General features: G+C 42.8%; 23 protein-coding genes and 1 pseudogene. 14 read left to right on the top strand and 10 right to left on the bottom strand.

Features of this window, described 5'->3' with window-relative positions:
• Nucleotides 1–176: 176 nt before the first annotated feature.
• From ACOBWA_RS06340 to pheA, 3 genes and pseudogenes are all read right to left on the bottom strand, one after another.
• Nucleotides 177–2,510, bottom strand: coding sequence for a bifunctional prephenate dehydrogenase/3-phosphoshikimate 1-carboxyvinyltransferase (locus tag ACOBWA_RS06340; protein WP_420230531.1), 2,334 nt, complete (start codon nucleotides 2,508–2,510; stop codon nucleotides 177–179).
• A gap of 110 nt (nucleotides 2,511–2,620) precedes the next feature.
• Nucleotides 2,621–3,762, bottom strand: a pseudogene (gene hisC / locus ACOBWA_RS06335) (histidinol-phosphate transaminase).
• A gap of 117 nt (nucleotides 3,763–3,879) precedes the next feature.
• Nucleotides 3,880–5,052 (bottom strand): prephenate dehydratase, encoded by a 1,173-nt coding sequence (gene pheA, locus ACOBWA_RS06330; RefSeq protein ID WP_102092477.1) that lies wholly within the window; start codon nucleotides 5,050–5,052, stop codon nucleotides 3,880–3,882.
• 475 nt (nucleotides 5,053–5,527) lie between these two features.
• Between pheA and ACOBWA_RS06325 the strand changes: the two genes are divergently transcribed.
• Entirely contained in the window at nucleotides 5,528–6,472 is a 945-nt protein-coding gene (locus ACOBWA_RS06325; RefSeq protein WP_102092478.1) for a transaldolase, read from the top strand.
• 100 nt (nucleotides 6,473–6,572) lie between these two features.
• Nucleotides 6,573–6,911, top strand: coding sequence for a hypothetical protein (locus ACOBWA_RS06320; protein WP_420230530.1), 339 nt, complete (start codon nucleotides 6,573–6,575; stop codon nucleotides 6,909–6,911).
• 279 nt (nucleotides 6,912–7,190) lie between these two features.
• Here ACOBWA_RS06320 and ACOBWA_RS06315 read toward each other — a convergent pair whose 3' ends face one another.
• On the bottom strand, nucleotides 7,191–7,757 hold the full coding sequence (locus tag ACOBWA_RS06315) for an adenine phosphoribosyltransferase (protein ID WP_420230529.1): 567 nt from the start codon (nucleotides 7,755–7,757) through the stop codon (nucleotides 7,191–7,193).
• A gap of 365 nt (nucleotides 7,758–8,122) precedes the next feature.
• Here ACOBWA_RS06315 and ACOBWA_RS06310 point away from each other — a divergent pair, with 365 nt between their 5' ends.
• Nucleotides 8,123–8,287: a rubredoxin gene (locus ACOBWA_RS06310; RefSeq protein ID WP_057759803.1), complete on the top strand. Its 165-nt coding sequence runs from the start codon at nucleotides 8,123–8,125 to the stop codon at nucleotides 8,285–8,287.
• A 27-nt stretch (nucleotides 8,288–8,314) separates the two neighbouring features.
• Complete coding sequence (locus ACOBWA_RS06305; RefSeq protein WP_102092481.1) at nucleotides 8,315–9,364, top strand: alpha/beta fold hydrolase; 1,050 nt, start codon at nucleotides 8,315–8,317, stop codon at nucleotides 9,362–9,364.
• Between the two features lie 207 nt (nucleotides 9,365–9,571).
• Here ACOBWA_RS06305 and ACOBWA_RS06300 read toward each other — a convergent pair whose 3' ends face one another.
• Together ACOBWA_RS06300 and ACOBWA_RS06295 are read right to left on the bottom strand one after the other, a co-directional pair.
• Entirely contained in the window at nucleotides 9,572–10,132 is a 561-nt protein-coding gene (locus tag ACOBWA_RS06300) for a WG repeat-containing protein (protein ID WP_420230528.1), read from the bottom strand.
• Nucleotides 10,129–10,593 carry a WG repeat-containing protein gene (locus tag ACOBWA_RS06295; protein WP_420230527.1) on the bottom strand — a complete coding sequence of 155 codons (465 nt, stop codon included), beginning with the start codon at nucleotides 10,591–10,593 and terminating at the stop codon, nucleotides 10,129–10,131. Before ACOBWA_RS06295 ends, ACOBWA_RS06300 begins: the two co-directional genes overlap by 4 nt.
• Nucleotides 10,594–11,059: 466 nt before the next feature.
• Between ACOBWA_RS06295 and ACOBWA_RS06290 the strand changes: the two genes are divergently transcribed.
• A complete protein-coding gene (locus ACOBWA_RS06290; RefSeq protein ID WP_420230526.1) occupies nucleotides 11,060–12,037 on the top strand; it encodes a DMT family transporter in 978 nt (325 codons plus the stop codon).
• A gap of 103 nt (nucleotides 12,038–12,140) precedes the next feature.
• On the opposite strand, the gene ACOBWA_RS06285 is transcribed toward ACOBWA_RS06290, so the two are convergent.
• Entirely contained in the window at nucleotides 12,141–13,565 is a 1,425-nt protein-coding gene (locus ACOBWA_RS06285; RefSeq protein ID WP_102092484.1) for a solute carrier family 23 protein, read from the bottom strand.
• A 517-nt stretch (nucleotides 13,566–14,082) separates the two neighbouring features.
• Here ACOBWA_RS06285 and ACOBWA_RS06280 point away from each other — a divergent pair.
• Entirely contained in the window at nucleotides 14,083–15,519 is a 1,437-nt protein-coding gene (locus ACOBWA_RS06280) for an L-serine ammonia-lyase (RefSeq protein WP_420230733.1), read from the top strand.
• A 124-nt stretch (nucleotides 15,520–15,643) separates the two neighbouring features.
• Here the strand turns inward: ACOBWA_RS06280 and ACOBWA_RS06275 are convergent, their stop codons facing one another.
• The 3 genes from ACOBWA_RS06275 to xthA form a co-directional block, all read right to left on the bottom strand.
• Complete coding sequence (locus tag ACOBWA_RS06275; RefSeq protein WP_101204449.1) at nucleotides 15,644–16,042, bottom strand: DUF4377 domain-containing protein; 399 nt, start codon at nucleotides 16,040–16,042, stop codon at nucleotides 15,644–15,646.
• Between the two features lie 348 nt (nucleotides 16,043–16,390).
• Nucleotides 16,391–17,614 (bottom strand): bifunctional glutamate N-acetyltransferase/amino-acid acetyltransferase ArgJ, encoded by a 1,224-nt coding sequence (gene argJ / locus ACOBWA_RS06270; protein WP_420230525.1) that lies wholly within the window; start codon nucleotides 17,612–17,614, stop codon nucleotides 16,391–16,393.
• Between the two features lie 191 nt (nucleotides 17,615–17,805).
• Entirely contained in the window at nucleotides 17,806–18,630 is an 825-nt protein-coding gene (gene xthA / locus ACOBWA_RS06265; protein WP_341609109.1) for an exodeoxyribonuclease III, read from the bottom strand.
• Nucleotides 18,631–18,835: 205 nt separating this feature from the next.
• Between xthA and ACOBWA_RS06260 the strand changes: the two genes are divergently transcribed.
• The 8 genes from ACOBWA_RS06260 (at nucleotide 18,836) to ACOBWA_RS06225 (ending at nucleotide 25,688) form a co-directional block, all read left to right on the top strand.
• The gene (locus tag ACOBWA_RS06260) at nucleotides 18,836–19,066 is read left to right on the top strand and encodes a hypothetical protein (RefSeq protein WP_420230524.1); all 231 of its coding nucleotides are present in this window, start codon (nucleotides 18,836–18,838) and stop codon (nucleotides 19,064–19,066) included.
• A complete protein-coding gene (locus tag ACOBWA_RS06255; protein WP_420230523.1) occupies nucleotides 19,027–19,422 on the top strand; it encodes a hypothetical protein in 396 nt (131 codons plus the stop codon). The genes ACOBWA_RS06260 and ACOBWA_RS06255 overlap by 40 nt, the downstream gene beginning before the upstream one ends.
• 6 nt (nucleotides 19,423–19,428) lie before the next feature.
• Entirely contained in the window at nucleotides 19,429–20,265 is an 837-nt protein-coding gene (locus ACOBWA_RS06250; protein ID WP_420230522.1) for an ABC transporter ATP-binding protein, read from the top strand.
• Between the two features lie 147 nt (nucleotides 20,266–20,412).
• Nucleotides 20,413–20,979 carry an ABC transporter permease gene (locus ACOBWA_RS06245; protein ID WP_420230521.1) on the top strand — a complete coding sequence of 189 codons (567 nt, stop codon included), beginning with the start codon at nucleotides 20,413–20,415 and terminating at the stop codon, nucleotides 20,977–20,979.
• A 5-nt stretch (nucleotides 20,980–20,984) separates the two neighbouring features.
• Entirely contained in the window at nucleotides 20,985–21,188 is a 204-nt protein-coding gene (locus tag ACOBWA_RS06240; protein WP_420230520.1) for an ABC transporter permease, read from the top strand.
• A 460-nt stretch (nucleotides 21,189–21,648) separates the two neighbouring features.
• Nucleotides 21,649–22,356 (top strand): AMP-binding protein, encoded by a 708-nt coding sequence (locus ACOBWA_RS06235; RefSeq protein WP_420230519.1) that lies wholly within the window; start codon nucleotides 21,649–21,651, stop codon nucleotides 22,354–22,356.
• On the top strand, nucleotides 22,266–23,345 hold the full coding sequence (locus ACOBWA_RS06230) for an AMP-binding protein (protein WP_420230518.1): 1,080 nt from the start codon (nucleotides 22,266–22,268) through the stop codon (nucleotides 23,343–23,345). Before ACOBWA_RS06235 ends, ACOBWA_RS06230 begins: the two co-directional genes overlap by 91 nt.
• A gap of 642 nt (nucleotides 23,346–23,987) precedes the next feature.
• Nucleotides 23,988–25,688 carry an AMP-binding protein gene (locus ACOBWA_RS06225; protein WP_201566574.1) on the top strand — a complete coding sequence of 567 codons (1,701 nt, stop codon included), beginning with the start codon at nucleotides 23,988–23,990 and terminating at the stop codon, nucleotides 25,686–25,688.
• The last annotated feature ends 2 nt before the right edge of the window (nucleotides 25,689–25,690 follow it).

Here is a 25,690-nt window from a genome sequence, read left to right as displayed (position 1 = left end):
GAGCAAAGCGCGCTCTCACCTAATTCTAATTATTATTGTCAATTGAATAGTGAAAGCGCAGGGTTACTACAGTGAGATTATAAGGTAAAAAGCAATGTACTCATGCCAATAGTGACATGAATACATTGCTAACGATGTTAGATTAAATTTTTAAGAGTTAATGGCAGCTTAGCGACTTACTCAGCACCAGTATCCACTTGGATAGACATACCAATTTGGTTGGCAAGTTCAGCAAATCCTGGGAAGCTGGTATTAACCGTTTCAACCCCTTCAATCGTAATTTTCTTGGATGCACGCAGACTGGCAACAGAGAAGCTCATCGCAATACGGTGATCATGATGCGAGACAATATGACCGCCACCAAAGACAGGCTGGTCATTGTTGACTTCATCGTTTTCGGTAGCTACGCCTTTACCTTCAATAATGAGACCATCATCAGTCACAGTACAATCAATACCAAGCGTATGTAACCCTTCTGCCATCACAGCGATACGATCTGACTCTTTGACACGCAGCTCTTTAGCACCAGTCAATACCGTACGGCCTTTTGCACAGCTAGCTGCGATAAATAGCACAGGGAATTCATCAATCGCCAACGGTACGAGATGCTCTGGTATTTCAATACCGACTAGGTTTGAGCTGCGAATCGTAATATCAGCAACTGGCTCGCCGCCCACATGTGTCTCATTGCTTAGGCTAATATCTGCATTCATTAATTTTAGAATATCAATGACGCCAGTACGCGTAGGGTTGATACCTACTTGGGTCAAGGTCAGCTCACTGTTTTGACTGATGGCCGCTGCCACCATAAAAAACGCTGCAGATGAGATATCAGCAGGAACCGCGATATCGCCGCCTGTTAGCGTGCCGCCGCCAGTGACACTGATACGATTGCCATCTACAGTCACAGGATAGCCAAAAGCCGATAACATACGCTCGGTATGGTCACGGCTGATCTCAGGCTGCGTGACGGTTGTTGTGCCCTCGGCCCATAGACCTGCTAGGAGCAAGCAAGACTTGACCTGCGCTGAAGCAACTGGCATATCATATTCAGCACCTTGTAATGGCTTACCAGCTGTATCACGACCAGTGATACTCAGCGGTGCGGTACCACTGTGCCCAGTGCTCTGAATCACAGCTCCCATCGTGCGTAGCGGTGCCGCCACGCGCTCCATTGGGCGTTTATTCAAGCTAGTATCACCTGTCAATACACTATCAAAAGATTGCGCAGCTAAAATACCAGACAGCAGACGCATACTGGTACCAGAGTTACCCATGTACAGTGGGGTCTTGCTAGGTTTTAAACCATTCATACCGACACCATGAATGGTCAAGTTGCCATTGTCAGGTCCTTCGATAGTCACACCCATATCACGGAATGCTTGCAGCGTCGCTAACGCATCCTCCCCTTCCAAAAACCCAGTAACATTTGTCACGCCTGTGGCAAGACTACCCAGCATAATGCTGCGATGCGAGATAGATTTGTCACCAGGAATCGCGATGGTGCCAGAAACAGTGTTGCTAGGGGTAATATTATAAGAAGCTGACATAGCAGAAGTATCCGTATAAGGGGTGCTGGCTAACATATGGCCGAAATGTCGCCGTGCGGCTTGCGCGCGGCCCAAAAGTCCCATCAGGGCGGTTGAATCTTTATCAATGATAAGCTGGCGCATTGTCTGTAAATAGACACCATACTCATCAAGTGCGCTGACAATCGCGCTTTGGTTGGCAAAAAATATATCATGCCACATTTTAGGGTCACTGGCAGCGATACGCGTAAAATCGCGGAATCCACCAGCGGCATAACGAAACATATCTAAATTGTCATCATGGCTTGCCAATTGCTCAACCAAATTAAAGGCAAGTAAATGTGGCAAATGACTGGTGTGCGCTAGTATGCGGTCATGATGCTCAGCATCCATTGACATGACATTTGCGCCCACCGATTCCCACAATAGTCGCAACTTTGCAATAGCAGTTGCACTGGTTGTCGGTAGCTCGCAAATAATGACGCTATGATTGACAAATAAACTGGCGCGGCGCGCATGATACCCTGAATTTTCAGCCCCAGCAATTGGATGCGCTGGCACTAATCCTGTCGGCAGCGAGCCGAACACTGCTTTAGCGGCATCAATGATATTGACCTTAGTACTACAGACATCCGTCATGATGCAGTCACTGGCAAGCTGTCCGTTATCCATCGCTTGCTTGATATCAACAAACACTGCTTGGACTGCCTGTACTGGCACTGCAATAATGATTAAATCACTGCCAGCGATGACGTCCTGTAAGTCTGCACTACCTGCATCTAGCAGACCATGCTCCATAGCTTCTGCAATACTTGGCGCATGTCTATCGACTGCTACCAGACGCGCGCTTAAGCCATTATCTTTAATGGCTTGCGCAAAACTGGCACCAATCAGCCCAAGTCCAATCACACAAACTTGTTTAAATATAGGTGGCGTAATATTTAGAGACGATTGAAGTTTATTATTTTTCTGACTACTCACGGCTTTTCTCGTTGGACACACTAAGACATAGATAGAGCCAGTCTTAGTGTTATAAATTTTAATGGCTAATAAAGAACAATTTTTAAGTTAAAAAATATTAATGGATGCGCTTAGTCTTCAGTCAAAATAGAACGCAAAGTATCAATCAAACGTAGGTTGTCTTCAGCCACACCTACTGTGATACGCAGCCAGTTAGGCAATCCATAAGCATCCAACGGGCGGACAATAACGCCTTGTTCAAGTAGTGCCTGATGGATAGAAGCAGCGGTTATATCTTCCATCTCAACCTGCACTTCGACCATAATAAAATTGGCATGCGACTTCACAAAACCCAATCCTAGCGCGTCAAACTGCTTTTCTAACCAACGCATTTGCTCATCGTTTATCAGACGAGTTTTTCGATAAAGTCTTGATCGGCAAGTGCAGCAGCAGCAGCAGCCAAACCGACACGGCTGACGTTAAATGGCTGACGAATTCGGTTCAATAAATCCGCCACTGCCACCGAGCTTAGAGCATAACCGACGCGTAAACCTGCTAGCCCATAAGCTTTAGAAAAAGTACGTACAATAATGACATTATCAAACTCATCCAATAATGCGCGGTTGTTACTCTCAGGACTATACTCGATATAAGCTTCATCTAGTACCACCAAGACTGAGCTTGGTACACTGGCAACAAATTGACGCAGCTCTTTTTGCTCTAGCTGCGTACCCGTTGGATTATTCGGATTGGCAATAAAGGCAATTTTGGTATTTGGATTATCTTGTACCGCTTGGCTCATGGCTTTTAGATTGTGGCCGAAGCGCTGAGCAGGCACTTCCAATCCCGTGGCACCTTGCATCTTCGCTAGCATAGGATATACCACAAAAGCATACTGGCTATAGACGATGGCATCATCAGCACCCACAAAGCTGCGTGCTAAAATATCGAGCAAATCATCAGAGCCATTACCCAAGGTAATTTGATTGGCATTGACATCGTTAAAGTCAGCCAGCGCTTGCTTTAGATAGTAGCCATTGCCATCAGGATAGCGCGACAATTGCCCTAGCTGCTCAGTCACTGCTAGCGTCACTCGTGGTGAGCATCCCATTGGATTCTCATTGCTAGCCAGCTTGACCACATCTGAGACACCGTACTCACGTGTCAGCTCCTCAATTGGCTTACCAGTTTGATAAGGTGCCAATGCCAAAATACTGTCGTAAGCTGGCGTTAACGGCGATAGATCTGACGCGGTCAATTGAGTAGTCTGCATGATTTATCCTTAGATGGTGTCTGTAAATGCTTTTTTAATGCTATCTGCAAAAGCTAAGACCCATCTATTATGTATGAATACCAGTGAGTAAGCCTGTAATTATCTATAGGTGATCGTCTATAGGACAGCTTTTGGATATGAGCCCAATATGCGCAAATCTTTGACTAATGGACGAATATCATTGATAGCAGCGCTAACGTTTGGATCATTAACATGACCATTCATATCGATAAAGAATACGTATGCCCATTTGTTAGGACGCTCAGGACGCGTCTCAATACTGGTCATCGATACGCCATGATATGACAAAGGTTTCAATATTTCGATCAATGCGCCGGCTTTATCATGAGCTGAGACGACGATAGAGGTTTTATCTTGACCAGATGGCGCAATTGCTTCATGACCGATAATAAGGAAGCGTGTGGTGTTACTTGGATTGTCTTCGATGTTTGAGTAAAGCTTATGCAAGCCGTACTCCGCAACAGCAACATCACCTGCAATCGCAGCTGAATGCCATTCGTTTTTGAGGCGGCGAGCGGCTTCACCATTGCTTGATACTGCCACACGTTCAACATTAGGGAAGTTTACATCTAGCCAATGACGGCACTGAGCAAGCGACTGCTGATGCGAATAAATACGGCTCAAGCCATCAATCTTAGTATGTTCAGCAACCAAGAAGTTTTGATGAATTGGCAATTCAACTTCGCCAATGATTTTCAAAGTAGAAGATAAGAAGCCATCTAGAGTATGGTTGACGACGCCTTCTGAAGAGTTTTCGACAGGAACCACGCCATACATCGCTGTCCCCGCTTCGACTTCGCGGAACACATCAGTAATGGTTGTCATCGGTACGGTATCCGCGGCTTTACCAAAATGCTTGAGCGCAGCGGCATGCGTAAAGGTACCGACAGGGCCCAAGAAGGCAATACGCTGCGGCGCTTCTAAATCCAAGCATACTGACATGATTTCACGGAACAAGCGCGCCATTTTCTCATCAGCGATTGGACCTGCATTACGCTCCATGACAGCTTTTAATACCTGTGCTTCACGCTCAGGGCGGTAAAAGATAGGGTTGCTATTGTCATCAGCAGCAGTATGATTTTTCTTTACCATGGCTACTTGCTGAGCCAGCTTTGCACGGTTATTGATTAACGTTTGGATCTCACAGTCTACTGCGTCAATATTTTGGCGAATATTGTCTAAAAACTCTTTTTCAGTTGCGGTATCGCTAGCGCCTGTAGTGGTTTGATTTAGATTATCCATTGTTTGCTCTGGTGACTGCTCGCTCATTACCGCCCATCCTTTTTAGATTTTATCGCTGTTAGATATTACTATTATTTAAATTCTGCTATTACATTGCTATTACTTAGGTAGCACTATTGCCAAATCTGACTGTTTGCTGTTTTTAGTTAAAGGCTAAGCCTGATAATAGAAACTATATTCAAAATCAACCTCAAAACAGTCTATCAAAAACACCTTATATTGCTAGTGCCATTTGGCGTTAATGCTATATTTACTGCCAAATACAGCAGCTTGATACATAGCCGGCTCTACTATAGCAAAAACTAAGGTCAGTGCCCATTCGTAAATGCGTATAAATATACCAACTGTTATTAATATTAGCACAGTTGAGCCAGATAACAGCGATGCATAGCATAACTATGAGGCAACACCTGCCCAAAACTGTGTTACAGTTCCAGTTCAGCTCCCTACCCTGTTATATATAAGAGGAGCATCATGTGATTAATAAGAAAAAGGATACCTGATGAGCGCATTACAACAGCTACGCACTATGACCACGATTGTTGCTGATACTGGTGACCTTGCCGCTATCGCCCGTTTAAAACCTATCGATGCAACCACCAACCCAAGCCTTATTACCAAGGCTCTGATTCATCCTGATAATCAAGGCATGTTGTCAGAGACCATGAGTCGTCACAATGGTGACGTGGATGCCGTAATCGATGCGCTGACCATTCAGGTTGGCTGCGATATTTTAGAGCTGATCGAAGGCCGAGTCTCTACCGAAGTGGATGCTCGCTTATCTTATGATACTCAAGCGACGATAGATAAGGCACTGGCTTTTATGGATGCTTACCAAAAAGCGGGCGTCGATTCAGAGCGAGTATTAATCAAGATGGCGGCAACTTGGCAAGGTATTGAGGCGGCGCGCTATCTTGAGACTCAAAATATTCACTGCAACCTGACCCTACTGTTTGGACAACACCAAGCTATTGCCTGTGCAGATGCTGGTGTGACCCTGATATCACCTTTCGTCGGCCGTATTCTAGATTGGCAAAAACGACAACAAAGTCGTCAAAACGTACCGGCTTCTGATGACATGGGCGTACAGTCAGTCAAGCTCATTTACCAGTATTACAAACAGCACGGTTACGAGACACAAGTAATGGGCGCTAGTTTCCGCTCTACCGAGCAGATTTTGGCATTGGCAGGTTGCGACTTATTGACGATAGCTCCCAACCTCATTGATGAGTTGGCAGCCATGGATACCGAGGTAACTCGCCAACTGTCTCCGAGTATGTCGATGGATATGAAGGCGATGACTCAAGTAAGCTTAACGCACGAAGAGTTTAGTGCTGCGTATCAGCAAGACAAGGTTACACAGGACTTATTACCTAAGGGTATTGATGGTTTTATCGGAGCGCGTGACGAGCTGGCTAAGACATTAGCAGCCATTCGCGGACAATAATAGCCACACGACGGATACTGGGCTGGCACAAAAGATATTTGCCTACTAATAGTAAGTTGGCTATCATTACCTACTTCAAATGACAAGAAGCAAGGCTTATATGAAACGGCTATCAATATTATTGGCAGGCAGTGCTTTAGCAATCAGCGCCCAGGCAGTCAACTGGGTAGAGGTGTCCGAGAGCAGCTCTGGATCAATTTTTAGTATAGATTTGGATTCTATTGAAAGCTCTGACATCAGTATCATAGATGAAAAAGACTTCGAAAATATCACGGTATCTATCCTTAGAACCTATCCTAAAGACAAAGATGCCGATAAAGATGACTCGAAGGAAGAAAAAACAGTATTGACCATAGTGAGCAGCAACTACTCATTTCATGCAAAGATGCCAGTTACTATAGACGAGCCTTTGTTAACTACGGTGCTGAAGGCAAAGTAACCAAGTCATGGCAGTCAGAAAAACCAATATTGACTACAAAAGACTTTAAAGTCACCACACCAAAGACAGTTGGTCGTACGGTGATAGAGCAGTCTTGTAAAGACTACGAACAAGACGAAGAGCAATAAATACAGCCTACTCAACACAGTATTGAAAATACCTTAACACAGTACTAAAAAAGCGCCCTGATACTATGTCAGGGCGCTTTTTTATTTGGAGAATCGTTTAACTATATCGACAATACAACCTGTCTAGTAGTCAAAAACATAGCAATTCAGTTTAAGCTTTTAGTACCGTATAAACAGGTACTGGGAACTCGCCATGCAAGTCGACCAAGTCCAGTAACACTAACGCACCGACCACAGTATGGTCAGCTGATTGACACAGCTCGTAGGCAGTGGTCAACGTACCACCAGTCGCCAAGATATCATCAACCAATAGTACGCGCTCAGGCGGTAGATTGTTTTGCATCTCAAGCGTGTCTTTACCATACTCCAGTGCATAGGCTTTGTTGGCAACTGGTGGCGGTAGCTTACCTGGTTTACGTAGCAAGATCATGCCTTTGCCCAGACGACCTGCTAGCATACTGGCAAATACAAAACCGCGCGCTTCCACTGCACCCAGACAATCTACCTCGTCCATAAGCCCTTCTGGCAATGCAGCAAGTAGCGCGTCAATGACAGCGTCAATATGACTGCGCAGTAACGGGGTAATGTCATAAAAATCAATGCCAGCTTTTGGAAAGTCTGGTACTGTGCGAATAATCTGCCAAAACGGATGGTCAGTATTGAGCACACGAGACGTCTCATTGTTGGTGGCGGATGTGGCGGCGGCATTGGTACTCATGATGACCCTTAGCTTATGTATTTAGATGGTTTAGTTAGTTTAGATAAGACAACAACTGGATGATATATCAGCGATAAATGCTAAGCATTACTGTGAATTTAGCGGCGATTATTATAGCATAATTGGTTTTCGTATGGCGGGCTGGCGTCCAGTCTTGTTATTAAGCACTAATAAGGTCACATATGTGATTGACTTGATAAAAGAAAAGTCATCTCAATATACAAGTGTAAACTTAACTATGAAAATTGCGGTTATATGCTAAACTACGTGCGTTTTTGCAGTCTAATATAATAGCTGTAATATTAAAAATGAGCGTTTATAGCACGCTGTAACTGTAATACTGGTAATGATCGATAGGACTATTTATGAAACGTTATGAATGTATTGTCTGCGGCTGGATATATGATGAGGCGCTTGGCTGCCCAGAAGAAGGTATCGCACCTGGCACTAAGTGGGAAGACATCCCTGATGACTGGACTTGCCCTGAGTGCGGTGTCGGTAAGCTTGATTTTGAGATGCTTGAGCTGTAGTAGATGACCCTCTAATTAGGACACTTCATGACAAAATCAAATGACATCAATAGTGCCAAATTGCCTGAAACGCTAGATAACAATCTAGAAGATCATCTGAATAACTACCCTACTCCTGAGTGGCGCAAGTTTGGGGAGCATCAATGGCGCGACTCTGACTTGAGTAAGCACCTTCGTCAAGCAATGATTGACATCGGTGATGGTATTGAGTTGTGTGTCGAAGCTGGCGGTAATCCCAATAATCCGCCGCTGCTGATGATCATGGGGCTAGGCTCACAAATGATATTTTGGCCAGACAATTTTATTAAGCGCTTTATCGATGCTGGTTTTTTTGTGATTCGTTTTGATAATCGTGATATCGGCTTGTCTTCTAAAGTACAGATAGAAGGCTTGCCGCGTATTAGCCAGCTCAAAATGATGGTTCGTCTACAGACAGGGCTGTCTAACAAAAGCACACAGGTTGCTTATAACTTGACGGATATGGCTGAAGACACCGCACGTTTGATTAAAGCACTCAAGCTTGGTAAGACACACCTGCTTGGGGCTTCGATGGGCGGTATGATTGCACAAATCGTGGCGGCACGTTATCCAAGCTTAGTGCAGCGAATGGCGCTTATGTTTACCACGACCAATCGTGCGTTTTTAAAGCCGCCAAAGCCCAAACAGCTATACACCCTTATCAATCGTCCAGAGAGCCACTCTGAGCGTGATATCGTGCGTCATAGTGTTTGGTTTATGAAGACCGTTGGTACACCAGGTCATGTGAATGTGCGTATGGTCCGTGAAATCGCCAAGATTCGCTATCAGCGCAATTTTCACCCGCTTGGTACAGTACAGCAGCTCAATGCTATCTTAGCATCAGGCTCTATCAGTCGGTTTAGTAAGCAAGTCAAAGCACCGACGATTGTATTACATGGTAGCGCTGATGGACTCCTGCCTGCCTCACAGGGCCGAGTCGTTGCCAAGACCATCCCTAATGCTACGTTCCATCTCATCGAAGGTATGGCACACGATATTCCAGAGTATTATCAGCCTTATATGGTCGACTTAATCAGTAATCATTTATCGAGCAAATAGCTGTAGAAGACTAAGCCTTGTCTTCGATTCAATCGATAGTCATCTAAGTGAGCTAAAAGCATTAGTGTTAAAAAAGAGTGTAAAACCTATCGCTAACTCACAGGTTTTACACTCTTTTTATTGCTTATTTAATCCTAGGGCGTGTCCTCAATTCAATCGATAGTTATCTAAATGGGTTAAAAATGAGGACACGCCCTAGCAATTGCATCAATCACAAGCAACGCCAGCGCCTTCCTTATCAATACACATTTTATTCCCATTCTTTAGGTTGCCAATCCACGCCTTACCACCTATAAATACGAAGGATGGTTTGCCCTGATAGCTATCGTTAGCGTTCACACCATTATTAGCAAAGCGAAAAGGAATCACCAGCTCACCGCCTAAATTGACAAAGCCCCACTCTTCACCGATACGCACGCCAGCATATTCCTCAGAAAACGGACGCACTTCATCAAATGAATACGTAATCATCGTGACATTATTGTCATCGACGAAACCCCATTTACCATCTTGCTGACGCGATTGAAGTGTCGTAAAACGCGCTGGTGCAGACTGTGATGCTGCGCTAGGTTTTTCGTTAGAAGAAGTAGATTTATTCACTGCCTGAGTGTCGTTCTGGGCATTTGGATCATTCGCTGCATTACCGTTTTTATCCACCCAACTGGTTGCACGGCCTTTGCGTACACGCGCCACCCCATTACGATAATTATCAATATCATCAATCGCTGCAGAAAATGAGACAACAGTACTATTGGCTGTGTTAATCACACCATAGTTACCCTCTTTTTTACCACGATACGCCCATCCGATACAGGGCGCGCCCAACCTTGACTCTCTGTCAATATATCGTACATGGCAGGCACGACTTCGCGGCCCTGCATATTAAGATAACCAACGCGACTGTTGCGCAGTACAGGCAACAGACCGCCCGATAGCTTATCGGCATCGACTTTTTGATAACGTGACAAATCCACGACTCGTTTGCCTTTTTTATCGATTAACGCCACCGGCGCACCAAAGTCTTTAATCGCCAAAAAATAATTACTACTGGCCGTGCAGGAGACGTTTTTGTAATAACTTTTTGGGATTTTACAACTAGCCGCATGTGCGCTAGGCATTAAAAACAATGCGCTAGATAGCATCGTCACGACGACACTGTATTGCGATATTTTTGGTAGCAAACTAGACAGTGTATGTGGCTGTTTTTTTGATAGCAATCGTTGAAGCATAAATAAACCTAGACAAATAATATAGATTGTTTGGTATAACAAATCAGACGTCAAGTACATTATATCGTCAATCTACTATACATGTGTTGCAGCGTTAATGTCGCTTAAAGTGCTACACACATATCCTCCGTACAGAAATATCACTTGCATACATTATGCGCTTTCATACTCCTACGAATCGTCGCCCTGATACAAATATTTTGATATAAATACTATTACCCAATTATCATAATCCTATTGTGAAAAACGTAACTATATCAGATACTTTGGTCATTTATTTGCGTCTAACGTGCCCAATAATTTTCCTTACAGCGATAGCATCTGCATTCAGCATAATAAATTGTGGTTTTGCCATTTCATTTTGCGTTTAAAACCACGACAATATGGCTCTATGTCAACATAAGTTCTGACATGATGCAATGATAATAAGAGTGCTGTTATTCAAATACTGTTATAAGGATAAATTATGGCTATTGCTTCAACGCGATCTGCACCTATTGGCTTAGTCATTGGTTGTATCATTTTTGGATTGGGCAGCTTAATTGTCGCTCACGTCGATATTGGTGGTTGGGCCATGTCGTTTTGGCGATTGGCTGTTTCTGGTATTGTATTTGCGGTATTGGCTAAGATAATGGGCCAACGTATGCCCAAATCAAGACGCGCCATTTTTTATGCGCTACTATCAGGGGCGTTTTTAGGATTAGATTTGGCGCTGTGGCATGAGAGTATTTATGCAGTTGGGCCTGGTATTTCGACGCTGCTTAATAGTCTGCAAATATTTTTCTTGGCTGCGATTGGGTTTATGTATTTTAATGAGCGTCAGTCTATCGTGCAGCTTATTAGTTTGTTCTTAGCCATGATAGGCGTGGCGATGATAGGTAGCCCTGAATTCGCACACAACACCGCTGCGACTTGGGGCTTTGTCACTGGTATTGTATCGGGTGCCATGTTAGCTGCATCAATGACATTTATCCGCAAAACGCACGACACTGAACCGACGCCTATATTTATGCTAATGCAGCTAATCAGTATCGGCGGCGTCTTAGCCATGATTATACCGATGTTTGTATTTGACACAGGTAATATCCTACCCAATACATGGTCTGAGATTGGCTGGGTACTTATCTACGGTACGGTGATGCAGTGCTTAGCATGGGGATTGATTGCCTACTCTATTCCTAAGCTATCTCTGGCACTGACTGGACTGCTATTGTTGACTGAGCCTATTGCAGCCCTTGTCATTGACTATAGCTGGCTGGACAAGCCGATTAGTACTTTGCAGTGGAGTGGCGCACTATTAACGATGTTTGCTATTTACTTAGGCTCATTGAAACCAAAACCACGTGCACTTCGCCGCTATCGTTTTTTTCAAGATTTTATAAGCGAGATTATAAATAGTTCCGATACTGTTGTTCTATACTACTGTTGCTCAACACTGCCATAAAAAAGCGCCCATGCTATCGGTAGCATGGGCGCTTTTTGTTAGATGAGATATGCTTTGACTATCTTTATTTGATAAGCTCAAACTTCAATCTCATCAGTATTACTTATTTCGCTTCAGAGCTTTGGTTAAACAAAGCATTCAATACGATAGCGGCTAAAGTAGCAGTACCGATACCGCCTAAATCAAAGCCGCCTAAGTGCAAGCTAAAATTACCAGTACCCATAATGACCGTCACTGCCGCGATGATTAGATTGCTGTTTTTACTAAAATCAATATGGCTATCGATCCAGATTTTTATCCCAGCAACCGTGATAAGCCCAAAGACAACAATAGAAGCACCGCCCAATAGAGCCGCTGGTATGGTCTGAATGATCGCACCAAACTTTGGTGACAGTCCCAATATGATAGCAACCAAACCTGCTACGACAAATATCGTCGTGCTATACACTTTGGTAACCGCCATGACTCCAATGTTTTCAGCATACGTAGTGACACCTGTGCCACCAAATCCTGCTGAAAAAGTCGTGGCTAAACCGTCCGCCAAAAATGCTCGGCCCATATAAGGGGTCACACGAGCCTTGGTCATGCCCTCTACTGCCTTAAAGTGCCCTAGATTTTCAGCCACCAAAATAAAGGCCACAGGTGCAATTAGGATAATAGCGCTCATCTCAAAGCGCGGCGTATGAATGCTTGGTAGTCCAAACCATGAAGCGGCAGCTACTGTACTAAAATCAATCGCAGTACCAAAGCCTAGAATATTGGTCATGACAAAGTAAGCAACGTATGATAGAACCAGACCGACGAGTAGCAACAGACGACGCAACATACCGCGAGTAAATACTGCCACACCACTAATGAGCAGTACGGTCAAGGTGGCCATCCAAGCATCAAACTGATTGGCAGACACCCCTTGAATGGTCACTGGCGCCAAGTTAAGACCGATAATCATGACAATCGCACCTGTCACGATAGGCGGCATCAAACGCTCAATCCAACCTGTACCTGTCTTCATCACTAGCAGACCAATCAATGCGTAAATAATACCGCAGGCCATAATACCGCCTAGCGCAACATTTAGATTGTCATTGAACCCTGCGCCTGCATAAGCGGTCACCGCGATGACTGGACCAATAAAAGCAAAGCTTGATCCCAAGTAGCTCGGCATGCGCCCACCGGTAATCATAAAGAACATTACCGTACAGATACCAGACATCAAGATAGCTAAGTTAGGATCAAACCCCATCAATAAAGGTGCAAGCACAGTTGCACCAAACATGGCAAACGTATGCTGTATGCCGAGCAATACGCTTTTTGATGGAGGTAAATAGTCGTTGATACCGACTGGATCACGATCCAAGTCACCCTTATAAGGACGCCATGTCGGAAACCAACGGCCATTTTCAAAATCTGGATTATGCGGATAATTAATAGCGGCTGAATCAATGCCTGCAGACTCCAAGGCATTTTGAGTCGATAGATCTTGAGCGCTATTGTCTGACGCTGATGAAGGGTCTTTTTGAGATGGCATGCGCGCTTGTCCTATGTGAGCTAAGCTAAAGTAATAGGCTAGAATAACTGATAAAATAAGAATATTAATAAATGGACATATTTCTAAGGGCTTGTATAAATAGCAAAACGTTAAGTCTTTCTATCTATAATATGTCATCCTAATTCATTCATTTATGTTGTAATATGACAAACCAAAAGTATTATTTGGTATGATAGCCATATCTTGCTAGATGTATGAATACGGATATGTCTGACTGAAAATTCAGTCAGACATATCCGTATTATTTTACGATGATAACCAACTTACAGGATGTTACATAGTTGTTGACTGCGAGCATGATAACGGAGTTTCAAAATAAATAAAAGTTATTATTCAACTGCCCTCAGTGCTCATTTACCTTATAACCTTCATAAATAGTGTCTCGCGCCCACCTATCAATGGTGACTAGGAGCGATGGCTGTCTATTATATTTTTCACAAAAGCGCCCAATGCCATAGATAAAATAGGCTAAAGCGCTTAAAATTTTTGGTGACTTATTATGATCAGTGTTTTTGATTTATTTAAAATCGGCATCGGCCCATCCAGTTCGCATACAGTCGGACCGATGGTCGCTGCAAACTTATTTTTGACCTCGCTAACTGAGCAGATGGAACTGACTGCAATTAAGACCATTGAGATTGAACTGTATGGCTCTTTGGCGGCGACTGGAAAAGGCCATGCAACAGATACGGCTATATTGTTAGGACTGCTTGGACATACGCCTAGCACGATAGACACACGCATGACCAGCAGCTACCTATCTCCTATCTTCTCTGACAAAATTCTCAATGTATCAGGCACGCATACGATTGCTTTTGATACAGAGCAAGACATCTACTGGTATGACGATACTGTGCTACCTTATCACCCTAATGCATTGACGCTACGCGCTATCTCAACTGAAGGCGTTCGCTATCAGCAGACGTATTATTCAGTCGGTGGCGGTTTTGTCATTAATGAAGAAGATGCGACTAACCCAAACGAAGATCATGCCAGCCCGACCATCGATAGAGTTCCCTACCCGTTCAATAACGCAGCAGAGCTACTAGAGCAATGTCGTGAGCATGACTTGAGCATCAGCGAATTGGTACTGGCAAACGAATGTCACTTCCATGCCAAAGAAGAAGTTTTTGCTTATCTAGATAGCATTTGGGAAGTGATGCAAGACTGTGTCAAGCAAGGCTGTGAAAATGGCGGTATCCTGCCGGGCGGATTAGATGTAAAGCGTCGTGCCCAAGATTTACATACACAGCTGTGCGCTGAAAAAGACCAACCTATCACCAAAACTGATAAGTTAGCCGCTATGGACTGGGTCGATTTGTACGCGCTTGCCGTCAATGAAGAAAACGCCAATGGCGGCAAAGTAGTCACGGCTCCAACCAATGGCGCAGCAGGTATCATTCCTGCCGTACTGCACTACTATCGTGATTTTTTGCCCAACTACAGCCAAGATGGCGTTCGTAAGTTTTTGCTAAACGCCACTGCTATCGGTAGCCTTATCAAGCAAAATGCTTCAATCTCTGGTGCTGAAGTCGGTTGCCAAGGTGAAGTTGGTTCTGCGTGTGCAATGGCAGGCTCTGCACTGGCAGAAATCATGAATGGCACACCAGCCAAATGTTTAAATGCGGCAGAGATTGGCATTGAGCACAATCTAGGTCTTACTTGTGATCCTATTGGCGGACTGGTACAAGTGCCTTGTATCGAGCGTAATGCGATGGGCGCAGTCAAGGCAATCAATGCAGCGCGCCTAGCCTGTAGAGGTAATGGTCAACACTTTGTCTCTTTAGACAAAGCGATAGAGACGATGAAGCAAACAGGTGCCGATATGTCTGATAAATATAAAGAAACAGCACGAGGCGGTCTGGCGGTCTATGCTGATAATAGAATCCCTACGGCAACACGCGGTGTCAGTGTTAATTATAGTCAGTGCTAGGTTGACTCCCTTAAAAATGATTTACTGACAACAAAAACAACAAAAACAACAAAAAGGCCTCTAACGAATTAGAGGCCTTTTTGTCATGTATAACTGCTTTATTGTCTATATATTGCTATCAATATTATTCAGCAGTTTTTGATACCACTTCATTTAGAATCCAAACTGGCTGCACTACATTTGAGCCTTCTGCGGTTACTGCTTCTTGGCGTACATCTAGCACATAACGATAGTTCGGCTCATAGGTAAAGCCTTGAATATTACCGTTTAGCGTGGTGTAGTTTTTCTGATAGGTCTGACGATACTGCAAGCACTGTGATTCAACCATGCTGCCATCAGTAGCAGTCAAGTCACATACTGCTTTACGCGGTGCAATTTCCACTTCAAAGCTTGGAATATTAACTACTTTTACATTCATAGGTTGTCCTTCAACGACCATCGTGCGCTCATCATCCATACTCATCGTAGAGCAACCAGAAAGGGCAAAAGTTGTCATCAATGCTGCAAGTGCTAATTTCTTCATTATTCAATCCTCAGATAATTGTTATTAATTCTTTATTAATAGTTTAGTTACTGGCTTAACTACTAACTTATGGTTGCTTAGATAAAATTATTATTTTGAACACCTTATCTTGCTTTGCTACAAGCTAATAAGGTTGTTTGCTTCTTACTGAAACCAGTATAGGTCGCTAGTCGTCTTCCCCTCTATGACTACTTTGTAAATTAACGTCAGCTTTTGCAACTGATGTTAATGAAGCGTATTGAATAGCAGAGTTATTTGCTACTGAGCAGAAGTTTGACATTAAAAAGCCAGAACAAATATTGTTCTGGCTCTTATATAACTATGCACATTCTGTTTTGTTAAGAATGACTAGCTACGATAATCAGCGTTTATTTTGACGTAATCGTATGATAGATCGCAGGTATATACGGTATCGCTAGCATCACCACGTGCAAGGTCGATATGAATGGTAATCTCAGGTCGGCTCATGACTGTTTTGCCCGCCTCTTCTGTATAGTCAGGTGCAATACCGCCATTTTGGCAAATCATTACCTCGTCTAGATACACATCGACTTGCTCTGTGTCTAGATCTTCGATACCAGCATAGCCCACTGCTGCTAATATGCGACCCCAGTTAGCATCACTAGCAAAGAATGCCGTTTTTACTAAAGGTGAATGTGCGACTGCATAAGCCACATCGCAGCATTCTTGCGTGGTTTGACCGCCAGTCACCTTGACCGTCATGAATTTAGTAGCGCCTTCGCCATCACGTACAATCAGTTGTGCCAGACGAACAAACACATCAGCCAATGCATCAAATACAGGCTGATAATGTGGATGCTCTGGACTATCAATCACCTCTGAGCTAGCAGCACCTGTTGCGATTAACACACAACAGTCATTGGTTGAGGTATCGCCATCGACAGTAATGCGGTTGAAAGACTGCTCATTGATAGCGCTTAGCATCTCTTGCAGTAGATCAGCAGCGATATTAGCATCTGTCGCCACATAGCCTAGCATAGTTGCCATATTCGGGCGTATCATTCCTGAGCCTTTAGACATACCAGTAACATGATAGCTAGTACCTGCTACATCAATTTTTTGGCTGGCCAATTTAGGAATGGTATCTGTTGTGCGAATGCCATTAGCAGCGGCTAGCCAGCTATCAGACGCTAGGTTAGCCAATGCATTATCCAGACCTGCGATGACCGCATCACTATTTAACGGTTCACCAATCACACCAGTAGAGAATGGCAATATCGTATTGCTATCTACACCAGCCTTGTCAGCCAATGCTGTACAGATATCAATGGCTCGGCGCTTTCCATCAGCGCCCGTACCTGCATTTGCGTTACCAGTATTGGTGACTAAATAGCGCGGACTGACCTTAGCAAAGTGCTCACGCAATACTCGCACTGGCGCGGCACAAAAGGTGTTTTTAGTGGTGACAACTGCAGTAGTAGCTTTGTCAGATATTTCGATAACTACTAGATCATCGCGGTCCTTATAACGGACACCTGCCGCTGTGGCACTGAGTTTGATACCATCGATAGGATAGATAACGTCAGGTACTGATACATTTCCAACAGCCATAATAAAATCCTTATTTCTCAATTTTTATTGTTGTTTACGGAGTACGAAGTGATAAATATATAGTCAGTTCAAGACAGTTCAGATACAAGAAGAACTAGCTGCAGCATTACAACCAACAGAATTAGCGAACTCAGCATCGTCTCTAATTGACATGAGATTGACTATATATAGGGTATTACAGTATATAAGTATTACGGTTTCTTTAAGTCAAATGCTGACCAAATCGGTGCATGGTCAGATGGTTTTTCCATAGCACGTAGCTCATAACTGATACCAGCATCGATACATTTATCGATTAAGTCTGAGGTACATAGAATATGATCAATACGTAACCCGCGCTTAGGTTCATCATTGAAGCCGCGACTGCGATAATCAAACCAACTGTATAACTCGGTACTCTCTGGATAATGCAGACGGTAAGTATCTGTCAGCTCACGTGACATCAATGCTGAATACCATTCGCGCTCTTCCGGCAGAAATGAGGTTTTTCTGTTTTTCAGCCAACGCTTGGCATTAACTTCACCAATACCAATATCGATATCTTCTGGTGCAATATTCATATCACCCATGACGATAATCGAACGACCTTCAGATTTTAGCGTATCGATATAAGCCATCAAATTGGCATAATAAGCGCGCTTCATTGGAAATTTGGTCGGGTGATCTTGGCTTTCTCCTTGCGGAAAGTAACCATTGAGCACGTCCACTTCACGACCTTCAAACTCATAACGTGCATGGATAAAGCGCTTTTGGGCTTCTTCATCTTCGCCAGGAAAGCCTTTTTGTACAAATACAGGTGCAGCTTTGGATAATAGTGCAACGCCGTAATGCCCTTTTTGTCCAAAGTACTCGACGTGGTAGCCCAGTCCTTCGATATCGCTAAGCGGAAATTGATCATCATGAACCTTGGTTTCTTGTAGGCCCATGACATCAGGATCGATTACCTCGCGCACCGCCTCGAGCTGATGCTGACGTGCACGGATACCATTGATGTTAAAACTGACAAAACGGGTCATAAACTGTCCTATACTGATTGGTTAGAATATAGCGCTCTATAAATGGGGGAAATATAAACGGCTATGATAACAAATGTAGGCGGTTCTAGCGGTTGCATGGCCTGATATCTTGAGCTAGAGTAACTCTATTATAAGCACTATCTATTATTGGTCTATCTGAAACACTTTTATTCAACAATACTTATTAAGAATATCGAGCATCACTATGACAACAATTAAGCAAAAAAATACGACATCAGCCATGAATGATGACACCAAACCATTATTTGCTAAAGATTATAACGTCTATATTAACCATACTGATGCTGGCGGTATAGTCTATCACGCCAATCACTTGGTGTTTTTTGAAAACTGCCGACGCGACTGGTTTACTAAGCTTGGCTTAAATGGATATTTTTGCAGACTGACAGTGGTGAAGTACAGCATTTTGTCGTGAGTCAGGCAGACTTGCAATACAAAAGAGCCATTCTATTAGATGAGGTGATCAGCGTACGTATTGATAAAGTGGAGCTAAAACCTGCCAGCATCATATTTTACCAAAGTATCTATCGCAATTTACCAAATCATGGCTCTACCGAAACAGATAATAGCCAGCTACTAAGCAGCACCAAAATCGTTATTGCCTGCGTACAAAACCTCGTCAAACCAGAGCCAATGAGTAATGACGAAATAGACAGCGATAAACCAGATACTGCAGCGACAACCCCACCAATGCGTCCTATTCGTGTACCAAAAAAACTGCGCGTTACGATTAAACAAGCTATCGACGAGCAAGTGAATGGTCAGCAGTAGAGCGCTATGAGCATAGATACGGGTAGAGTGTTGCTTGAATTTGATAACCTATGGGTACATAGCCAACGGACGATAAATGCTCAAAGCATTAAAAATAGCAAAGAAGCACTGAAAAAACCTTCTATGCCGTCTAGCATTTATCAAAAATGGGCAAGCAAGCTAACCGCAGACGCTTCACTGAATAAAGAGCTATCAACTCCTGCTCGAGCACTAATAAATGGTGCAAGCGGCACACTACTGTCAGGGCAAGTCACTGTTTTGACAGGAGCGTCTGGTAGCGGTAAATCATTACTGCTGCGAGTATTGGCAGGATTATTGCCAATGAGCAGCGGCACTGTTCATTTGAGCGATGACACGTCAAGTAATGTTTATCACGATATTCATGAGACTGCACCTATACGGTGGCGCAAGCAAGTTGCCCTACTCGCTCAGCATCCACAATTGCTAGACGGCAGTGTCCTTGAAAACTTACAAATGCCTTATCAATTGCATGCTCATCAATCGCAGACTTTTGACACAGACTGGCATGTTGCTCAGCTTGAACATTTGGATAGAAGTGCAGATTTTTTGCAACAAGACGCCAAGCACTTATCTGGTGGCGAGCGCCAACTGGTCAATACATTGCGTCTATTGCAACTCAGTCCACAAGTTCTATTGTTAGATGAACCAACTGCTGCTTTGGACATGGACACTTCAGCACAGCTAGTCAACTTACTTATCAGCTGGTTGCACGCAGATGCGCAGCGCACACTCTTATGGGTAACTCACGACACAAAAGATATCATGCCTTTGGCAAATAGACATTGGCACATGCAAGCCGGTGTGCTCACTGCAGACTCTTGACATCTTCTTGATTGGCAATATTTAATCAAATGCGTAAGTCTTCGTATAGTTGCTCAGACAATTTAGCACGTTAATAACCTCAATTCCCACCTTATATTATTACCGTAATTACTTCCTAAATAAGCTCATATGAGTGGTACGAATGATATGCAAATTTTTCTCACTTATAGTGATATCGCTCTTGCTAGCAGCCTAATTATCATCGTATTGCTCATCTCTTGGCGCTTACGTTTAAAGCTAAGCAAGACGCTTTTAATAGCGGCATTTCGTACGATCATACAGCTTAGCTTTATTGGGCTGATACTGGCGTGGATTTTTGCACGTGAACAATGGTATGAAGTGCTACTTATCTTAACAGTCATGACTTTAATTGCAGGAAGTGCGGCCAAAAATCGCGTTAAACGCAGCTATAAAGGGTTATTAACAGATACGTTATTGGCAGTCAGTATCTCAGCAATACTGGTAACGACGATCGCAATTATAGCGATTTTGAATGTTCACCCTTGGTATACACCGCAATTCATTATTCCTATATTGGGTCTGATATTAGGGAACTCTCTGACTGCCATTTCGTTGACAAGCAATCAATTGATTGAATCCTTTCATGAGCAATCTGGACGTATCGAAATGATGCTCAGTCTATCTGCTAAGCCATTCGAAGCCGTCCATGAGCAGATAAAAGCAGCTATTACTAATGGCATGACTCAACTTTAAACTCTATGCTAGTCGTCGGTATTGTTAGTTTACCAGGCATGATGACGGGTCAAATCCTAGCGGGCGCCGATCCCACTCAAGCCGTACGCTATCAAATAGTCACTATGTTCCTGATATGTGTCAGCAGCACGCTTGGCTGCACCATCAGTGCCTTACTTATTTATCGAAGATTCTTTAATAAAAAAGATCAATTCATTTTACCGCAATAATCTTAGCATCTACATTCCTGTGTTTTTTGTCAGCTCACCAATATTAATTATCTAATCCTTCTTTTGTCAGCCAGCAAAGTTACTATATTCTTATAAGTTAATATATGTACTGATCAGTATTGCTTACTGTTATTGTTTTAGACTAAATTCATGCTAATGTATTGCTCAAATGTATCGTTTTTTTGATACTCTATTTGTAAGCTATAGATAAATAGTTTTAGAACGAGCATTATTTTTATTACTGAACTTTTTATTTATTTGTTCTATTTAATGCTTTATATAAATACTCATTGAATAAAATGCTGTGACAGCAGCAAAAAACTAGCTATTAATCAAGAGACAGGGATGCTATTGATTACGGTAGATACCACTTAAATAAGTAGTGGTTTGTACCATTGATAGATTGATAACTACCTTTTCAAAATACTTTAGCCTATATCAAATCGCAAGGATGCTAACTATGATATCGAACAAACCTTGGCTTTCTCAATATCCAGCCGGTGTGCCAAAAACCATTAATCCCGATAGATATAGCAGCATTATGGAGCTGTACGAAGAATGCTTCGATCGCTTCCGTGGGCACCCAATGAGCATCTGTATGGGAGTGACTCATACCTATGGTGATATTGATAACGCTTCAATGGCAGTCGCTGCTTGGCTACAGAATCAAGGCTTGCCAAAAGGTAGTGTCGTCGCTCTCATGATGCCAAACGTTCCACAGTATCTACCAACCATGATTGGGATACTGCGTGCAGGCTATGTGTGCACCCCTGTCAACCCACTATATACTGGCCGAGAATTACGCCATCAGCTGAACGATTCTGGTGCTCAAGCAATTTTTGTGGTTGATAACTTTGCCCAAGCGCTTGAGCAAGTCATTGAAGAAACAGCTATCAAACGTGTCATCCTATCGAAAATGGGCGATATGATGGGTTTGAAAGGCATTTTGGTCAATACGATTATTCGTCAGGTCAAACGCTTAGTACCCAAGTACAATCTTAACGACCCTAAATACCATGTCACTAAGCTTCCTGAAGTATTGAAAAAGGTAAAAATCTACCTTTTCAGCAACCAAAAATGTCTTTGGATCAAAAAGCATTTTTACAATACACAGGTGGTACCACAGGACTTTCGAAAGGCGCTATTCTGTCACAGCGTAATATCGTAGCAGCAGCGATGCAATCAGAAGCATGGACTCGCCCTATCACGTCAGAAATCAACGAAGTATATATCAATATGGTGATGGCACTGCCGTTGTATCATATTTTTGCATTTATGTTGAGTTTACTTGGTATGCGTTCAGGCTATACCTTTATACTAGTACCTAATCCACGTGATATTCCTGGATTTGTTAAAACCTTGTCAAAACAGCCGTTCCATATTTTCCCTGCCGTTAATACCCTCTTTAAAGGACTGCTCGATAATCCAAACTTTAAAGATTTGGACTTTAGCTCGTTACGTATCTCACAAGCTGGTGGTATGGCGGCTACTGAGCAAACCGCGAATCGCTGGTTAGAAGCGACGGGCTGCGCGATGATCGAAGGTTGGGGTATGACAGAAGGCGTTGCAGTTGGTACCGCCAACGTTATTACCAATCGTGAGTTTAACGGTACTATCGGTGTACCAGCACCTGGTGTCGATGTCATCATTATTGATGAAGATGGCAAGCATGTAGGTTTAAACGAAGGGGGCGAGCTATGTATTAAAGGCCCTAACGTAACCTCTGGATATCTGAATAGAGACAGTAGTGCTGACTTTACTAGTGATGGTTATTTCCGTACTGGTGATATCGTCAGTATGAATGATCAAGGCTACATCAAATTATTAGATCGTAAAAAAGACATGATTTTGGTTTCAGGATTTAACGTATTCCCGAACGAAATTGAGTCTGTGATGCTTGACTGTGACGGCATTCTTGACTGCGCGGTGATTGGCATTCCTGATAGTCATCAAGGTGAAGCGGTCAAAATATATGTAGTACCTGAGGACAATAATGTTACCAAAGAAGTCATTACAGATTTTGCGCTAGACAATCTAACGGGTTATAAGTGTCCACGTCACATCGAGTTTGTGAGTGACCTACCAAAGAGTAATGTCGGTAAAGTGCTTCGTCAAAAATTGCGTGAAAAACACAATGCAGACCATCCACAAAGATAAACGAACACCAAAGTTTTAATTTTTCAAAAATATGATTTTATTTTCACTCAAGAGCATTTTACATTTAATGTAGGATGCTCTTTTTATATATTCACTTTATGTCATCCAATTATGAAACTACCCTACTATAATTACTGCAAATCTACTTTTATATTCAGTTATATGACATTTTTTGAATAAATTTCATGTTAATTACTTGATAAGAAAGTAAATTATTTGTCTAGTCATTTTCTGATTATTCAACATATATTATTTCATTTATCAAATTTAACTGTAAACTATCAAGTTCTTGTATAAGAATAACAGGCACGGTTGTAGTTATGTTAATGTATTGCCAAAATGTGTCACTATACTTTCTGTTATTTTGATCTTATATAATTATGATTCATATCGATTGATTAGCAGCATTACTAGTAGCTATTTTCATTACCAAAACATTAATTGGTTTTTTAATCTGATGAGCTATTTATGCTCTGTGATTAAATCAAACTTTATAAGGGCCCCGTATTTTAGCAGTATGTGAACATATAGGATAGCACTCGACAATTTCTTGCTAACGGAACAGCGATTTAAATTGTTGACATGGATGTGACTACTTTTTTATAGAGCCTTAATTTATTTTAATATTTAAGGACGCTAATCATGACTGTAGATAAACCTTGGCTTGCTCAATACCCAGAAAATGTACCTAAGACGATTAATCCGGATCAGTATGAAAGCCTCATAGAGTTATATGAAGAGTGTTTTAACCGCTTTCGTATGCATCCGATGACTATCTGTATGGGTGTTACGCATACTTATGGTGATGTTGATAACGCTTCACTGGCAGTCGCAGCATGGTTACAGGCTCAAGGTTTACCTAAAGGCAGCGTAGTAGCTCTTATGATGCCGAACGTTCCACAATACCTACCGACTATGATTGGTATTCTGCGTGCAGGTTATGTTTGTACGCCGATAAACCCACTATATACGGGTCGTGAACTGCGTCACCAATTGAATGACTCGGGCGCTCAGGTTATCTTTGTTGTTGACAACTTTGCCCAAGCGCTTGAGCAAGTTATTGAAGAGACCAATATCAAACGTATCGTGCTATCGAAAATGGGCGATATGATGGGTCTGAAAGGTATTTTGGTCAATACGGTGATTCGTCAGGTTAAACGCTTGGTTCCAAAATACAACCTGAATGACCCTAAGTACAATGTCACTAAATTCCCTGAAGTATTAAAAAAGGGAAAAAACCTACCTATTCAAGCACCAAAGACTACCCTACAACAAAAAGCGATTTTGCAATATACAGGTGGTACGACTGGATTATCTAAAGGTGCTGTACTAACTCAACGTAATGTCGTTGCTGCGGCTATGCAATCAGAGGCATGGTATCGCCCTGTGACCTCAGGTATCAACGAAGTATACATCAATATGGTTATGGCTTTACCGCTGTATCATATTTTTGCCTTTATGCTGAGTTTGCTCGGTATGCGTTCAGGTTATACCTTTATCCTAGTGCCTAATCCGCGCGATATGCCAGGGTTTGTCAAAACCTTATCAAAACAACCGTTCCACATCTTCCCTGCAGTCAACACTCTATTTAAAGGGTTACTTGACCAACCAAACTTTAAAGACTTGGACTTTAGCTCGCTACGTATTACGCAAGCAGGTGGTATGGCGGCAACCGAGCAAACCGCAGCACGTTGGTTAGAAGTGACTGGCTGCCCTATGGTTGAAGGTTGGGGTATGACTGAAGGTGTGGCTGGCGGTACTGCCAACGTTATCACTGATCGCAAGTTCAACGGTACTATTGGTATACCTGTACCGAGTGTCGATATTATCGTGGTTGACGAAAATGGTGAGCGTGTTGGCATGCATCAATCAGGCGAGATGTGTATCAAAGGTCCAAACGTAATGTCAGGATACTTTAATAAAGACAATAGCAATGACTTTACTCGCGATGGCTACTTCCGCACAGGTGATATCGTTAGCATGGATGAGAAAGGCTACTTTACTCTACTAGATCGTAAGAAAGACATGATCTTAGTTTCAGGCTTCAATGTATTTCCGAATGAGATCGAATCTGTCATGCTTGATTGTGATGGTATTGTCGATTGTGCTGTGATCGGTATTCCTGATGAAAATCAAGGTGAAGCGGTTAAAATTTATATCGTACCTGCCGATAATAACGTCACTAAAGAAGTCATCAAAGAATTCGCGCTGGACAATTTGACTGGTTATAAGTGTCCACGTCATATTGAGTTTGTTAGTGAACTACCAAAGAGTAATGTTGGTAAAGTACTACGTCAAAAGCTGCGTGAACAGCATATGTCAAATAATCCTCAAACGTTGTAATA

It is taken from the genome of Psychrobacter sp. ER1 (assembly GCF_048631835.1).
Classification (GTDB): Bacteria; Pseudomonadota; Gammaproteobacteria; order Pseudomonadales; family Moraxellaceae; genus Psychrobacter.
This window is presented reverse-complemented; position numbering and strand designations above follow the sequence as displayed.